The 13931-nt window shown below is 61.3% G+C and carries 13 protein-coding genes and 1 tRNA gene; 8 read left to right on the top strand and 6 right to left on the bottom strand.

Translation table 11 applies throughout. The features are described from left to right. The first annotated feature begins 31 nt into the window (after nt 1–31). Nucleotides 32–286: an RNA chaperone Hfq gene (gene hfq, locus GLS_RS02430; protein WP_041110931.1), complete on the top strand. Its 255-nt coding sequence runs from the start codon at nt 32–34 to the stop codon at nt 284–286. After that, a complete protein-coding gene (hflX, locus tag GLS_RS02425) occupies nt 283–1596 on the top strand; it encodes a GTPase HflX (protein ID WP_024716520.1) in 1314 nt (437 codons plus the stop codon). Before hfq ends, hflX begins: the two co-directional genes overlap by 4 nt. A 10-nt stretch (nt 1597–1606) precedes the next feature. On the opposite strand, the gene GLS_RS02420 is transcribed toward hflX, so the two are convergent. From GLS_RS02420 to GLS_RS02410, 3 genes are all read right to left on the bottom strand, one after another. Continuing rightward, complete coding sequence (locus GLS_RS02420) at nt 1607–2767, bottom strand: OpgC family protein (RefSeq protein WP_041110930.1); 1161 nt, start codon at nt 2765–2767, stop codon at nt 1607–1609. Between the two features lie 74 nt (nt 2768–2841). After that, nucleotides 2842–3483 (bottom strand): hypothetical protein, encoded by a 642-nt coding sequence (locus tag GLS_RS02415; RefSeq protein ID WP_041112569.1) that lies wholly within the window; start codon nt 3481–3483, stop codon nt 2842–2844. Nucleotides 3484–3574: 91 nt separating this feature from the next. Continuing rightward, nucleotides 3575–5029: a SulP family inorganic anion transporter gene (locus GLS_RS02410; RefSeq protein WP_041110929.1), complete on the bottom strand. Its 1455-nt coding sequence runs from the start codon at nt 5027–5029 to the stop codon at nt 3575–3577. 223 nt (nt 5030–5252) lie between these two features. Between GLS_RS02410 and GLS_RS02405 the strand changes: the two genes are divergently transcribed. Then, nucleotides 5253–6116: an SDR family oxidoreductase gene (locus tag GLS_RS02405; RefSeq protein ID WP_041112568.1), complete on the top strand. Its 864-nt coding sequence runs from the start codon at nt 5253–5255 to the stop codon at nt 6114–6116. A gap of 101 nt (nt 6117–6217) precedes the next feature. Beyond that, nucleotides 6218–6293: transfer RNA gene (locus GLS_RS02400), tRNA-His, on the top strand. Nucleotides 6294–6326: 33 nt separating this feature from the next. Here GLS_RS02400 and GLS_RS02395 read toward each other — a convergent pair. Next, entirely contained in the window at nt 6327–7259 is a 933-nt protein-coding gene (locus GLS_RS02395; protein WP_041110927.1) for a DMT family transporter, read from the bottom strand. Nucleotides 7260–7494: 235 nt separating this feature from the next. Between GLS_RS02395 and GLS_RS02390 the strand changes: the two genes are divergently transcribed. After that, entirely contained in the window at nt 7495–8916 is a 1422-nt protein-coding gene (locus tag GLS_RS02390; RefSeq protein WP_041110925.1) for a mannose-1-phosphate guanylyltransferase/mannose-6-phosphate isomerase, read from the top strand. Nucleotides 8917–8946: 30 nt separating this feature from the next. Here the strand turns inward: GLS_RS02390 and GLS_RS02385 are convergent, their stop codons facing one another. Both GLS_RS02385 and GLS_RS02380 read right to left on the bottom strand, forming a co-directional pair. Then, nucleotides 8947–9870, bottom strand: a complete 924-nt coding sequence (locus GLS_RS02385) for an SDR family oxidoreductase (RefSeq protein WP_052327422.1) — start codon at nt 9868–9870, stop codon at nt 8947–8949. Further along, the gene (locus GLS_RS02380; RefSeq protein ID WP_041110923.1) at nt 9867–11273 is read right to left on the bottom strand and encodes a hypothetical protein; all 1407 of its coding nucleotides are present in this window, start codon (nt 11271–11273) and stop codon (nt 9867–9869) included. Before GLS_RS02380 ends, GLS_RS02385 begins: the two co-directional genes overlap by 4 nt. 328 nt (nt 11274–11601) lie before the next feature. Here GLS_RS02380 and rplM point away from each other — a divergent pair, with 328 nt between their 5' ends. The 3 genes from rplM (at nt 11602) to GLS_RS02365 (ending at nt 13900) form a co-directional block, all read left to right on the top strand. Next, nucleotides 11602–12075 (top strand): 50S ribosomal protein L13, encoded by a 474-nt coding sequence (gene rplM / locus GLS_RS02375; RefSeq protein WP_011252036.1) that lies wholly within the window; start codon nt 11602–11604, stop codon nt 12073–12075. Between the two features lie 10 nt (nt 12076–12085). After that, nucleotides 12086–12577 carry a 30S ribosomal protein S9 gene (gene rpsI / locus GLS_RS02370; RefSeq protein WP_011252035.1) on the top strand — a complete coding sequence of 164 codons (492 nt, stop codon included), beginning with the start codon at nt 12086–12088 and terminating at the stop codon, nt 12575–12577. Nucleotides 12578–12820: 243 nt separating this feature from the next. Further along, a complete protein-coding gene (locus GLS_RS02365; protein WP_041110921.1) occupies nt 12821–13900 on the top strand; it encodes a branched-chain amino acid aminotransferase in 1080 nt (359 codons plus the stop codon). Nucleotides 13901–13931: the final 31 nt, after the last annotated feature.

Below are 13931 nucleotides of genomic sequence, written 5' to 3'. Positions count from 1 at the left end.
TTCCCTTTTCCTTCTCTCGACTGTTAACAGCGTGACTTCAGAATCTTCCTCTTCTGCCGGCTCCCGTGCCGTGCAGGAGGTTTTCCTCGACCATCTGCGCAGGACCGAAGCGTCAGTGACTGTCTTTCTGGTCAACGGCGTGAAGCTTCAGGGCATCGTTGCCCAGTCCGATGCGCATACCCTGCTGCTCCGTCGTGATGGCCATGTGCAGCTTGTCTACAAACACGCCGTCAGCACGATCATGCCGGTGGCGGCCATGTCCCATTTTGTGGAAGAAGAACTTTGAGCGGTTTCGACACCAAAAAACCCGCAACCCGTGCGGCCGTCATCCTGCCCTGGGAGAAGTCGGGACCGCAGGAGGAAATCCGCGCGGCCGATGCGCGGCTTGAAGAAGCGGTCGGACTGACGGCATCGATCGGGCTTGTGGTGGTGCGTCAGGCGGCCATTCTGCTGCGCGCGCGCCGTCCTGCCACCCTGCTGGGAAGTGGTCAGGTTGAACAGCTGGCTGAGGCGGTCAAGCTGGATAACGTGGATGTGGTCGTCATCGATGCGCGTCTGTCGCCGGGTCAGCAGCGCAATCTCGAAAAGGCCTTGGGCTGCAAGGTCGTGGACCGGACGGGACTGATCCTCGATATCTTCGGTGCGCGCGCAGCAACCCGTGAAGGTGTGCTTCAGGTCGAGCTGGCGCATCTGGAATACCAGCGCTCGCGGCTTGTGCGGCTGTGGACCCATCTTGAGCGTCAGCGCGGTGGCTTCGGCTTCCTTGGTGGCCCGGGTGAAACGCAGATGGAAGCGGATCGCCGGATGCTGGCCGAGCGGATCGGCAAGATCAAGAAAGAGCTGGAACAGGTCCGCCGGACGCGCGGGCTGCATCGTGACTCCCGCAAGCGCGTGCCGTTCCCGGTTGTTGCCCTTGTGGGTTACACCAACGCCGGCAAGTCCACGCTGTTCAATGCGCTGACGGGCGCGTCCGTTCACGCGCAGGACCAGCTTTTCGCTACGCTGGATCCGACCATGCGCGGACTGCGCCTGCCATCGGGCCGCAATGTGATCCTGTCCGATACGGTGGGATTCATCAGTGAACTGCCGACAGAGCTGATCGCGGCCTTCCGGGCGACGCTTGAGGAAGTGGCGCAGGCGGACGTGATCCTGCATGTGCGCGACATTTCGCATCCTGACAGTGCCGCGCAGCGGGCGGACGTCTTGAACGTGCTGGACGGCATGGTGCGCGACGGGATGCTCGATGCGCACTGGCCGGACCGCACAATTGAAGTGCTGAACAAGGCTGATCTGGTCGGTGGCGTTGAGGCTGTGCCCAAGCGTGAGAACGCGGTGGCGATCTCGGCCATCACGGGTGAGGGTCTGCCGGATCTGTTTGAGATCCTGGACCAGTATCTGACGCGATCGATGAAATCCGTGGATGTGCGTCTTCCGATCACGGACGGGGCGGCTCTGGCCTGGCTTTACCAGCATGGTGAAGTGGTCGGGCGGACAGACCGGGAAGACGGGATGGACGTGCAGGTCCGTCTTTTTTCGGCGGATCTGGAGCGGTTCGAGTTGTTGCACCCGAACCGTATCATCCAGCAGGAAGGCTGAACGAACGTCCCTATTCGGGCGCTGGCACGGGCCGTGCCGGCCCCGAAGACAGGCGGGCCGCCTTGGCCCGCTGGCGGGCGCGGTCCAGCGGGATGGCCAGCGCGTAGGTCAGGCCGAGGCCGACCACGTTCATCACAAGCTGGTCCCACAGATTGATGCCAAAGCTCGCGAACATCAGCCGTCCCAGCAGGTCCAGCACCGTGCTGCAGGCAAAGACTTCCAGTGAATTGCGTCCCAGCAGGGCAAGGCTCTGGCCGATCCGGTCGGCCGAAATGCGGCGCAGGGCCTTGGACGACTGCACCAGATAGAAGATCGCCATGATGTCCAGCAGCCGCCAGATGGCGAGTGTGGATTTGCCCGTATTGGGCGGGGCCGGAAAAATCCGCAGAAACGGGACGTGCCAGTATTCATACGGAAAGCACAGCACGAAAGCACCTGCCAGATAGGTCAGGCACAGGGCCTTGGCCCACGGGCGATAGGGCAGATCGCCATTGTGTTTCGAGGCCCAGACGGCGCCCAGAATTCCCAAAATATAGAGAAACTGCCAGCCGAACGGATTGAGATACCAGCCATTGGGATCAAGCCAGTTCGGGATGGTGATGCGCGGGTCCAGATTGGCAATGGCCCAGATACCGATGCTGAGCGCCAGCAGAAGCCACACACTGCGCTTGAGGACCCAGTAAATCAGCGGAAACAGCGCCAGAAGCACGACGTAAAGCGGCAGGATGTTCAGATAGCTCGGCAGGGCATCGAAGGTCAGGATACGCCACAGCCAGCTATAGCCATGCGCAAGCTGAGGTTCGATCGTGTATTCAGGCAGGGGCTGGTAGTGCCGCCACTGGCGAACGGTCCAGACGAAAACCAGTGTCATGCCGGTCTGGTACAGATACAGTCTGAGGCATCGGGCCAGGATACGATGGATGCCGGTTTTCCAGCCCTGACGGTCAATCAGGCGCCCATAGGCCAGATAAGACGCATAGCCCGCCAGCATGACGAAGATCTCGGCTGCGTCCGCAAAGCCGAAATTGCGGATGGTGATGCGGTTGAGCAGATCATCGGGAACATGATCCACGAGCATCATCAAGAGGGCGATGCCGCGCAGCGCATCCACGCGGTGATCGCGGGAATTCTTGCGCGCTAAAGCTGCTGGGGGCTGTTGGGGCGGCTCCATGACTTCTTCTTACCGTCAGTACGGGGGGAGGGGTATGGGTGAGTCGTTACGGTCAGATTAAAGATTGGACGGAATTACAGACTGTGGCTGTCCGTCTCCGGATGATGCAGGGTCGGGTCCGTTCCGCCCTGCATGCCCATTCCGCCTCCACCGCCGCCGTCACCTCCTCCTCCGCCACCTTTTCCGCCTTCTTTGCCGTCACCCTTGTTCCCGCCATTCGAGGAGGGGCGGGCAGGCCCCTGTTCGGGCAGAACGAGATCGGAGGGCAGGCTTTCAAGGTTCAGGGCCTTGCGGATGAAGTTGCGCAGGGACACCACTAGATCATGGGTGGGGACAGGACGTCCGGCTACAAGCTCCGCCGCCGCGCGGCCCGCCATCCGGACCTGTTCTTCCGTTCCAAGCAGGATGATGTCGGACAGTGCGGCTTCGACGGCATCGCGGATGCGGCGGTTGCGGTCCGAGCCGGAAAGCTGGTCAGGTCCCAGATCCCGCTTATGTGTCGGATCCACAAGCAGGGTGCCGGTGAACGAACCGCCCAGTGTGCGATAGGCGGCCATCAGGACGCGAAGGCGCTCGTTGATCTGGCGGTTCATCCGCTCCCGGCGCTGCTGGATGGTCAGCATTGTCAGCAGGCGGATGCCGACGCCGATCAGCGTGAAAAGAGCCAGCCCGATCAGGGTGGCCAGCAGGCTGTGCCAGGAACTGAAATCAATCATGCTGCGCAACGCGTCTCTCCGGATCGCTCGGGGATGCCGTTATAACAGTCAGGCATCCACACGGTTTTGCGATTTCAGGCCCTGCTGTCCCTTACAGTGCAAGCAGGCTCTCGTTGGACTGCATGGCGATGATGCCGTGCTGGTCGTGATGAAGCCCCGTGACTTCGACCGTATGGCCGTGGGACTGGAGCTTGCCGATGATCTTTTCCAGAACCTGTACCGAGGTGATGTCCCAGAAACGGGCATGGGTGAGGTCGAGAACCACGGTCTTGGCATCAGTATGGTAGTCGATGGCGTCAGACAGGCTGTCTGCGGATGCGAAAAAGACCTGTCCGGACGCCCGGTATGTCAGCGTCTCGCCTGACCGCTCTTCCGTAACGCGCAGGAGCTTTGCGGCATGCCAGGCGAAGAACACGCCCGAGAGCATGACACCGACCGCAACACCTGCAGCCAGATCGTGGGTCATGACGACCACGGCGACGGTGACGAGCATGGTCAGGCTGGACAGGCGCGGATGGCGGGTCAGGTCACGCAGGCTGCTCCAGGAGAACGTGCTGGCGGAGACCATGATCATGATGGCGACAAGGGCAGCCATCGGAACCTGTCCGACCCAGCGATGCAGCAGCACCATAAGGGCTAGCAGGAACGCGCCTGCCGTGAAGGTGGACAGGCGTCCGCGACCGCCATAGCGCAGGTTGCCGACCGTCTGACCGATCATGCCGCAACCTGCAATGCCGCCAAATGCGCCGACGAGAATGTTGGAAATACCGAGACCCGTGCATTCCATGCGCTGGTCGCCATGGGTGTCGGTGATGTCATCGACGACGGAGGCCGTCATCATGGATTCCAGCAGACCCACGGCAGCCATGGCCAGCGCATAAGGCAGCACGACCGACCATGTGGCCCAGTTCAGGACGATATGCGGGAAGGTCAGGCTGGGCAGGCCGGTTGGCAGGTCGCCGAGATCCGAAACCGTGTGAACCGGCATCGGATGCAGCATCGTGATGGCAGTCAGAATAACGATGCAGATCAGGGGCGAGGGGATGGTGTCTGACAGGCGGGGCAGCAGATAGATGATAACGAGGCCCAGCGCGATCAGCGCATAGGTGTGCCAAGTCACGCCCAGCATCTGCGGCACCTGTGCAGAAAAGATCATGATGGCCAGCGCGTTGACGAAGCCCGTGCGGACTTCCGCGGGGACGAACCGCATGACGGCCTGAAGACGCAGCAGACCGAACACGACCTGAAATGCGCCGGCCACCAGCGTAGCGAGCAGCATGGCCTGTACGCCATGAGCGTGCACCAGCGGTGCCGCAACCAGAGCCACCGAACCGGCCGCGCCGGAAATCATGCCCGGGCGGCCACCGAAAATGGCGATCGAGACGGAAATGACGAAGGACGCGAACAGCGAAACGGCAGGCGAGACGCCCGCGATATAGGAGAAGGCAATGACCTCGGGGATGAGGGCAAAAGTGCCGACCATTCCGGCCAGCACTTCGCGCAGCGGGTTCTGTGCCCACTGGCGACGATAGAGAGCGGGAGTCATGAAGGATCCTTGAGCGTAGGGCGTGAACAGGGTGCGACGTATTCAGGCCCGGCGCGGCAATGAGGCTCACAGTGTAACCCGGCTCGGTTCAGGATTGAAGGTCTGGAATGAACCTGAAGTGGAAGGAATGAGCTTCGGAGGGGGATGTTCTCCGCGCGAATTGAACAGCGGGCGACGTCTTTGCGTTGGGACGGAACAGACCTTCCTTCATCTGGAGCATATCATGGCCAATTATCCCGCCCCGCCGTTCAATACCCCCCATCAGGATCATATTCCCGGTCAGACGTCCCTCATGACACCGAAGCCCGATCATGGTGAGCAGAGTTATGTGGGCCATGACCGTCTGCGCGGAAAGATTGCGATCATCACGGGCGGCGATTCCGGGATCGGCCGGGCCGTTGCGATCGCGTTTGCACGCGAAGGCGTGGATGTCGTTCTGTCATTCCTGCCTGAGGAAATGGACGATGCCCGCGAAACCGAATCCTGGATCCGCAAGGCGGGACGACGCGCCCTCCTTGTTCCCGGCGACCTGCGGGACAGGGATGTCTGTGCCGAACTGGTGGACCGGACAGTCGCGGAGTTTGGGCAGATCGATATTCTGGTGAACAACGCCGCCTTCCAGATCGAGCGTTCATCTCTGGCGGATGTCAGTGAGGAGGAATGGGACAAGACATTTGACATCAATGCCGGCTCCGCCTTCCGGCTGTCGCGTCTGGCCTTGCCGCACATGCCGCGGGGTGGTGCGCTGATCCATACGGTTTCGGTCAATGCCGATCAGCCCAAGCCTAAGCTTCTTGCCTATTCCGCGACCAAGAGCGCCATCCAGAACTTCAGCGGGGGCCTGGCACAGTTGCTGGGTGAGAAGGGAATCCGCTCCAACGTGGTAGCGCCCGGCCCGATCTGGACACCGCTGATTCCGGCTACCATGGATGTGGAGCATGTTGAACGCTTTGGCGCTGATACGCCGATGAAGCGTCCGGGGCAGCCGGCAGAACTGGCCGGGGCGTATGTTTTCCTGGCCAGTGATGACGCCAGCTATGTCTCGGGCGCCACGATTGCCGTCACCGGGGGCACTCCGGTGATCTGAGTCGGAACGGGGTGGTCGAAAAAATCCGGGGCGCAAAAAAAATTGCGTCAAAGGACTGGACGACAGCCCCAACCTTCCTCTAGAGAATGCGTCGCTGTGTGGCGGATGTAGCTCAGTTGGTAGAGCGCCGGTTTGTGGTACCGGTTGTCGCGGGTTCGATCCCCGTCATTCGCCCCAGCAATCCTTTCTCCCAAAATCTGGATATTGCCCTCAGGGTTTCGCGACATCAGTCTCCTGGTGGTGTCTGTGTTCCCAGTGTTCTTCCAGCGCCATACGCTCGAAGCGCAGTTTCTGGCGGATCCAGTTCAGCATGCCCGAGAGCGTGACGACCACGATCCCCACGAAAGTCCAGTTATCCAGCGGCTGCTTGAACAGCAGGTAGCTGAATGCCACCGCCCAGACCATCTGGCTGTATTGCGGGAGTGCCACGCGGTTCGCGGGGGCGACGGCCGTGGCCATCATCATGAAAAGTTGGCCCAACGCGGCGAGAAAGCCGTATCCAAACAGGATAGCCCAGACCTTTAGGCCATGCGGCCAGGATGCATGGGTGATCATGAGGAGCCCATCGCCAATCAGCGGGCCGAACAGGCTTGATCCGAACAGGGAAAGCCGTGCGCTCCCATTTCCCGCCAGCCGGTAGGCCACGACGCTGCTGGCATTGGCGAGGGCTGCGACGATGGCGCAGACATGGCCCAGATGGAACGTCCGTGCCCCGGGCCGCAGGACGATCAGTACACCGAGAAATCCGACTGCGACCGATAGCCACGTCCAGAACGAGACCTTTTCCTTGAGGATCGTCACGGAAATGATGGTGACGAAGAAGGGCATCAGGAACATCAGCGACAGGGCTTCTGGCATGGGCAACAGCATGAAGGCCATGACGCTCGCGGCCGTCGAGACGAATGTCGAAACCGCGCGCAGAATCCACATCCCCGGACGGGTCGTCGCGAAAATGTCGGAATAGGGTTCGTCGGGCCGGCGGATGAAAGGCAGGAGAATGAATCCGAAGATGCCGCCTGAAAACGCGACTTCAAAAGGGTCCAGATGTCCCGCAAGTCCTTTTGAGCAGGCATCGCTGATGGAAAAGGCGGCATAGCCCAGAAGCGCCAGAAGAATACCGGAGGAGAAAATATTCTGTTTCATGAGTCTGTTTCTCCGCGGGTAAAGCTGATTCCCATCCGGGGATAAGGAAACCTGCTTGCGCTGACAGTCAATGTTTCAGATTTCCGGAAGCGTCTTTTCTGATGCTCCGCTCATTATTGAGAGCAGGACGAGGGCTGGAGGCAAAATTGGAAAGGCCGCGACCTTGATGTAGGATGCGCGCCCTTCGGGGAAGCCGTATGGCCCCCATCTTGTGGATGAAAAAGCGTAAGCCCCCATGTCCCAGAAGATCGTTCCAGTCATTCTCTCCGGTGGATCAGGCAGCCGTCTGTGGCCGGTTTCGCGCAGCAGCTATCCCAAGCAGTTCTGGCCTCTCCTGTCGAAGCATACCCTGATCCAGGAAACGGCGCTGCGCGGTGCACGGGCAGGGCTGGCGGATCCGATCGTGATCTGTAATGCCGAGCACCGCTTCATCGTCGCGGAACAGCTGCGGGATGTCGGGGTTGAAAACGCCCGGATCGTCCTCGAACCCGTGGGCCGTAATTCCGCCCCGGCCATCGCTGCGGCCGCGTTCCTGGTGGCCGAGACGGATCCGGACGCCGTTCTGTGGATCATGGCTGCGGATGCGGCCATTACCGATGAGGCCGCTCTCTACTCCGCGCTTGAGCATGCCGTTGCCGCAGCAGCCCAGGGACGGATCGTGACGTTCGGAATGAAGCCTACACGCGTCGAGACGGGCTATGGCTATATCGAGAGCGGCGCGCCCCTTTCGGGCCTTGAAGGCGTTTATGAAGTCTCGCGTTTTGTCGAGAAGCCGGATGCCGTGACGGCGGAAGCCTTTTTCCGTGATGGGCGGTATCTGTGGAATTCCGGCATGTTCGTCACCCAGGCCGGCGTTTTTCTTTCCGAGATCCAGACCTTCGAGCCTGCGATCCATGAGCATGTCGGACAGGCCGTCCGGGGGCGCCGGAGCGACCTCGATTTCGACCGCCTGGACGATGCGAGTTTCCGTCAGGCACCGGATATTTCCGTGGACTATGCCGTGGCCGAGCGGACGAAACGGGCGGCCGTGGTGCCGGGAACATTCGGCTGGTCGGATATCGGCAGCTGGGATGCGCTGTGGGAGCTGACGTCCAAGGATGAAGCGGGCAACGCCACGTTCGGGGATGTTTTCCTCGATGATGCGCGGAACTGCTATGTCCGCTCGGACGGAATCGTGGCCACGGTCGCCGGTGTGGAAGATCTGATCGTCGTCGTGACGCAGGACGCCGTCATGGTCTCGCATCGTGACCGGGCTCAGGACGTCAAGCACATGGTCAGCCGGCTGAAGAAGGCCGGGCGCAAGGAAGCGGTGGCCCATAACCGCATGTATCGCCCGTGGGGCTTCTATGAGAGCCTGATCCAGGCGGACCGGTTCCAGGTCAAGCGGATCGTGGTTGAGCCAGGCCAGAAACTCTCGCTGCAGAAGCATTTCCATCGTGCCGAACACTGGGTTGTCGTGGGTGGCACGGCAGTCGTCACCCGTGATGCCGAGCAGATCATGGTGCGTGAAAACGAGAGCATCTATCTGCCGCTGGGCTGTGTCCATCGGCTTGAAAACCCAGGGCGGATTCCGCTGACCCTCATTGAGGTGCAGTCCGGGCCTTACCTGGGCGAAGACGATATCGTCCGGATCGAGGACGTCTATTCCCGGAACTGATGCGGGACGGAGGCCCTGATCCTTCTCGGATCAGGGCTCCTGCTGGTGGTGGGTTCTGTTGCCGAACAGGTGGTGCAGCCCGTTGGCGAGCGGAACGGGCGTGACGCCCAGTCGCTGTTCCATCGGACCCACATCGAAATTCTTGTCTTCCAGAAGGCGGCGGATTTCTTCCGGCGCGATCTGCGGCAGTCTGCGGATATGCCGCGTCAGATGAGACAGCGCCATGAGCATCCATCCCGGCAGTGAGACGATGGGACGGCCGCCAAGCCCTGCAAAATACAGCACCATGCGCACGAATGTCCGGTAAGCCACCGCCGTCGGACCGGCGATCACGATGCTCTCCGGCCCCGTGACGTCTCCGTTCTGGATCAGATGTATGGCCGAGACCAGGCAGCGTGTAACGTCCCGCTGGTCGATGGGCTGAACGAGGGCACGGCCACCGCCAGGAAGCGGGATGACGGGCAGGCGCTCCAGAAGCTTCGCCAGCCGCTGCACATTGTCTTCGCCCTGGGCACCATAGATCATGGTCGGATGCAGGATGATCGACGGGCGACCGTCGGCCTTGAGGGCTGCTTCGCCAGCGAGAACACCCCGTCCGTGATCGTCGGGCCAGCGCGTGAATTTGCGTGTGCTGCCCAGCGCCACGATGGGGGCTTTCGTAGCGGCCAGAATGGCGGGCAGGTGGCGCGCATGGGCAGTGTTGACGACAACCGCGGCATCTTCGAACGCCAGAGCCAGCGTGGCGCTGTCCGTAAGGTCAGCGATCCGCACGGCCTGACAGGCTTCTGCGATGTCGGGCGCGAGATTGCTCTGGCTGCGCACGACGGCAATGATCTTCTGGCCTTCAGCCAGAAGCGCGCGGCAGAGCGCGGATCCTGAGCGGCCACTGGCGCCGATGATGCAGACCGGGCCTTTCGCAGGCGATGACGGGTCTGGGATGTTTCCGGTCGTCATTGCGCGGAAGCTTTCAGATCGGGGGAAGCGAGAAATGCCAGCATCGAGGCCGGGGAAGAGAAGGCGTCATTGAGGACCCGGAGGGAGACGGGCGTTCCGGAAGCATAGGTTACCGTCAGGGTGCGGCCAGCCGGATTAGCGACATAATCCGGAATCGCGCTCAGGGCCGGATTGACGGAAAGGGCCGTCTGCAGGACCTGCGCTGCCTGCTGGCGGAGCTGGTCCGCTGTCATGCCATTTCCGGCCTGCCGGGCGGACAGGACGAAACCGGTGTCGAGAAGCCTGTCTCCCTTCAGCGAGAAGCTCACGTTTTGCAGGGCCGTCGACTGGAGCATCTGCTGCGGTGAGGAATGGCCTTGCGCAAAATCCGTCTGGACGGTCCGGGCGCTGGCCGTCAGGGTCATGAAACCCGGGACCGTAAGGGACGCGTCGGTTTGGGATGTGTGATCGTCCAGATTCGAAACCTGGACAGAATGGGCGGTCGAGCCAGCGCCGTTGATCGGGAAGGGCAGCTTCTCGTCGCTCTGGAAATGAAAGCCCTTCAGATCCTGCGTCATGGTCGCGGTCTGATTCTCCAGCGTTCCCGTCCCGTGCAGTTCATCGAGCCGGATTGTGCCTGACGTCATGCTCAGCCTGAAATTGCGCGCCGCAAAACTCTCGGGCGGGGCCATGTGCGGCGGCAGGGGATGGTGGTCCCACAGGGCTGCAACCTGGGCGGCGAGATCCTTCTGCTTCAGGTCCAGCCGCTCCAGACTGGCCTGTCCGCTGACAAGCTGCGGCTCCTGACCGGGGGCGTGAACGGTCCGTTCGTACGCGATGGTCGAACCTTCGGTGCGCAGCGTCGTGACGAGGGCGGGGCCGTAGTTGTCCAGCGTGAGACGACCGGAAAACAGGCTGTGCACATTGATCGGGCCGGGTGAGGGCGAGGGGACGAGGTTCTGGACCGAAAGCTGCTCGATCTGTCCGTGCGCGAGAGCGATATGTGCGGGATCGATTCGGGAATGACCTTCCGTTGCGGGCCGGGAGGGCGGCAGAACCAGCTGGCGCAGGCTGAGCGTGCTGCCATGGATGATCTGCGTCGGCGTCTGAAGGAACGGTTCGCGGACTTCGACGGCACGGATGGAGAGGCCACCATCCGGCGTCGGGCGGGGATGGCCCAGCTTCATCCGGGAAGCGCGCAGGGTGAGTGATCCATCCCGCAGGGTGATGTCGGTCAGGGTCGCGCCCAGCGAGAGAATGGCCGGGTGCGCACTTCCATAAGTAAATGTCGTCCCGGGCGGGAGAGCCGCGCGGAAGCTTGAAAGGCCGCGGACCAGCTCCATGTGGGCTTCGTGGTGAACGCCGGCCATGCCGATCACGGCCGTTACCGAAATCAGGCTCGCCGTGAGCCAGGGTCTTTTCACGTTGATGTTCCTGTCTGAAACGGCCCCGCACAGGCGTCGGGCGCGAACGGTCTGTGTTGCGGCAGGATACCATTGTCGCGACACGGGGCAATGCAGACGTCGTTTTTGTTGCGGTAACGGGATACCATATAGCTGAAAACGGCGGAAAACTCCTGCGAATCACATAATTCAATGTGTGAACGGGGCTTGACGCGCGCGCCGGAGACGGCAATAAGGCCCCACCTGATCCGCTTCGCCGGAGAAGAGGGTGCTTTCGGGCACCGTTTTTCTTTGCAAGCGCCATCCACGGTGCGGCCTGAGGGTCGTGCCCCAAGCTGGAATGTCACTAATGAAGACCACACGTTCGCTGAAGCCAGCGGAGGTGACGAAGAACTGGGTGCTGATCGACGCCGAAGGGCTCGTTCTCGGCCGTCTCGCCACCATCATCGCCACCCGCCTGCGCGGAAAGCACAAACCGCAGTTCACCCCGCACGTTGATTGCGGCGACAACATCGTCGTCATCAACGCCGAGAAGGTCGTTCTGACGGGCAACAAGGTTGGCCAGAAGCTGTTCCACTACCACACGGGTCACCCGGGCGGTATCAAGGAGCGCACCATCACGCAGCGTCTCACGGGCAAGAACCCGGGTGAAGTTGTCGAGAAGGCCGTCGAGCGCATGATCACCCGTGGTCCTCTGCAGCGCGCCCAGATGAAGCACCTGTATGTCTATGCCGGTTCCGAGCATCCGCATGACGGCCAGAAGCCTGTCAAGCTGGACGTTGCTGCGATGAACCGCAAAAACACCGTAACCCACGAGTCGTAAGGCCTGTATCATGTCCGAGACCCAAGAGCGCACCGGCACGCTGCAGGACCTTGCGAGCGTTGCTCCTGCCGTTACCTCCAACGCTGCCCCGGTTCACGAAGTCAAGCGTGATGCCCAGGGCCGTTCCTACGCAACCGGCCGTCGTAAGGACGCCGTGGCCCGCGTGTGGATCAAGCCTGGCAAGGGTGACATCATCGTCAACGGCCGTCCGGTCACGACGTATTTCGCCCGTCCGGTTCTGCGCATGCTTCTGACGCAGCCGTTCCTGATTGCCGACCGCTACAACCAGTTCGACGTGTACTGCACGGTGACCGGTGGTGGTCTGTCCGGTCAGGCTGGTGCTGTCCGTCACGGTATCTCCCGTGCACTGACGTACTATGAGCCGAGCCTGCGTGGCATCCTGAAGGCTGCCGGCTTCCTGACGCGTGACAGCCGTATTGTCGAGCGTAAGAAGTACGGCCGTGCGAAGGCACGTCGTTCCTTCCAGTTCTCGAAGCGCTGATCCTTCAGCCTTTTCGAACGACGGAAAACCCGGCCAGAAATGGTCGGGTTTTTTTTGTGGCTGATTTCGGAAGGCATGAGCCTGATTTTGAATAAAAGAACTGAAAACGTCCACTGTGACGGATTTTAATTCCAATAAATAAATTCAAAACGAAACAAACTTTCCGTATCGCCACCGGGAAGCATGTATGGCAGAGTGCAGCCGCTGTTTTTGAGACCAGAATCTTCGGAAGATGTTTTCCCCATGACGCCCTTCATTATTGAAAAGACCGAAACCCCGACCGATCCCGTCAAGCGGACCGAACTGCTCGCCAACCCGGCTTTCGGGCGTGTTTTCACCGATCACATGGCTCTCATCAGCTACTCTGCTGACAAGGGCTGGCATGATGCGAAGATTACGCCGCGCCGCCCGCTGAGCATCGATCCGGCATCGACGGTCCTGCATTACGGGCAGGAGATCTTCGAGGGCATGAAGGCCTATCGGGAGAAGGACGGCCATGTCGCCACCTTCCGTCCCGAAGCCAATGCATCGCGCTTTGCCGCGTCCGCCCGTCGCATGGGCATGGCCGAACTGCCGGAAGATCTGTTCGTTCAGGCCGTGGATGAACTGGTACGCGTGGATCAGGACTGGGTGCCGTCCGGTGAGGGACAGAGCCTTTATCTGCGTCCGTTCATGATCTCCAACGAAGTGTTCCTGGGCGTGAAGCCGGCGACAGAATACCTGTTCATCGTCATCGCGTGCCCGGTCGGTGCCTATTTCAGCTCCGGCTGCGTTTCCGTCTGGGTGTCCGAACACTACACGCGCGCTGCCATCGGTGGCACGGGCGAAGCCAAATGCGGCGGTAACTATGCCGGCAGCCTGATTGCCCAGGCTGAAGCCAAGGACAAGGGTTGCGACCAGGTCCTGTTCCTTGATGCGCGGGAGCGTCGCTTCGTTGAGGAAATGGGCGGCATGAACGTGATGTTCGTTCGCAAGGACGGCAAGATCGTTACCCCGCCGCTTGGTGGCACCATCCTGCGCGGCATTACGCGCAACAGCCTGATTCAGCTCGCCGCCGATCAGGGGATCGAAGTGGTTGAAGAGCCGGTCGATATCGATGAACTCTTCTCGGGTGCGGCTTCGGGCAAGTACACGGAAGCCTTCGCCTGCGGTACGGCGGCGGTTCTTTCGCCGATCGGGAAATTCGTGCGTCCCACGGGTGAAGCCGTGTTCGGTGACGGCAAGACGCCCGGCCCGGTCTCGCAGCAGCTCAAGAAGGCCCTGACGGATGTGCAGGGCGGCCGGACGAACGACGTCCATGGCTGGATCCACCGCATTTCCTGACGCCTGTCAGCCGGGTTCGTAAAGAGCCCGG

Origin of the sequence: Gluconobacter oxydans DSM 3504, assembly GCF_000583855.1 — a bacterium.
GTDB classification, from domain to species: Bacteria; Pseudomonadota; Alphaproteobacteria; order Acetobacterales; family Acetobacteraceae; genus Gluconobacter; species Gluconobacter oxydans.
The sequence above is the reverse complement of the archived record's forward strand: the minus strand, read 5'-3'. Positions and strand labels throughout refer to the sequence as shown.

Bases quoted from the DNA above. Each gene is read 5' to 3' on its own strand.
- GLS_RS02405 (WP_041112568.1), top strand. From the start codon at position 5,253: ATGGCCAATTATCCCGCCCCGCCGTTCAATACCCCCCATCAGGATCAT.
- rpsI (WP_011252035.1), top strand. From the start codon at position 12,086: ATGTCCGAGACCCAAGAGCGCACCGGCACGCTGCAGGACCTTGCGAGC.
- GLS_RS02365 (WP_041110921.1), top strand. From the start codon at position 12,821: ATGACGCCCTTCATTATTGAAAAGACCGAAACCCCGACCGATCCCGTC.
- GLS_RS02390 (WP_041110925.1), top strand. From the start codon at position 7,495: ATGTCCCAGAAGATCGTTCCAGTCATTCTCTCCGGTGGATCAGGCAGC.
- GLS_RS02415 (WP_041112569.1), bottom strand. From the start codon at position 3,483: ATGATTGATTTCAGTTCCTGGCACAGCCTGCTGGCCACCCTGATCGGG.
- GLS_RS02385 (WP_052327422.1), bottom strand. From the start codon at position 9,870: ATGACGACCGGAAACATCCCAGACCCGTCATCGCCTGCGAAAGGCCCG.
- GLS_RS02395 (WP_041110927.1), bottom strand. From the start codon at position 7,259: ATGAAACAGAATATTTTCTCCTCCGGTATTCTTCTGGCGCTTCTGGGC.
- GLS_RS02410 (WP_041110929.1), bottom strand. From the start codon at position 5,029: ATGACTCCCGCTCTCTATCGTCGCCAGTGGGCACAGAACCCGCTGCGC.
- rplM (WP_011252036.1), top strand. From the start codon at position 11,602: ATGAAGACCACACGTTCGCTGAAGCCAGCGGAGGTGACGAAGAACTGG.
- GLS_RS02420 (WP_041110930.1), bottom strand. From the start codon at position 2,767: ATGGAGCCGCCCCAACAGCCCCCAGCAGCTTTAGCGCGCAAGAATTCC.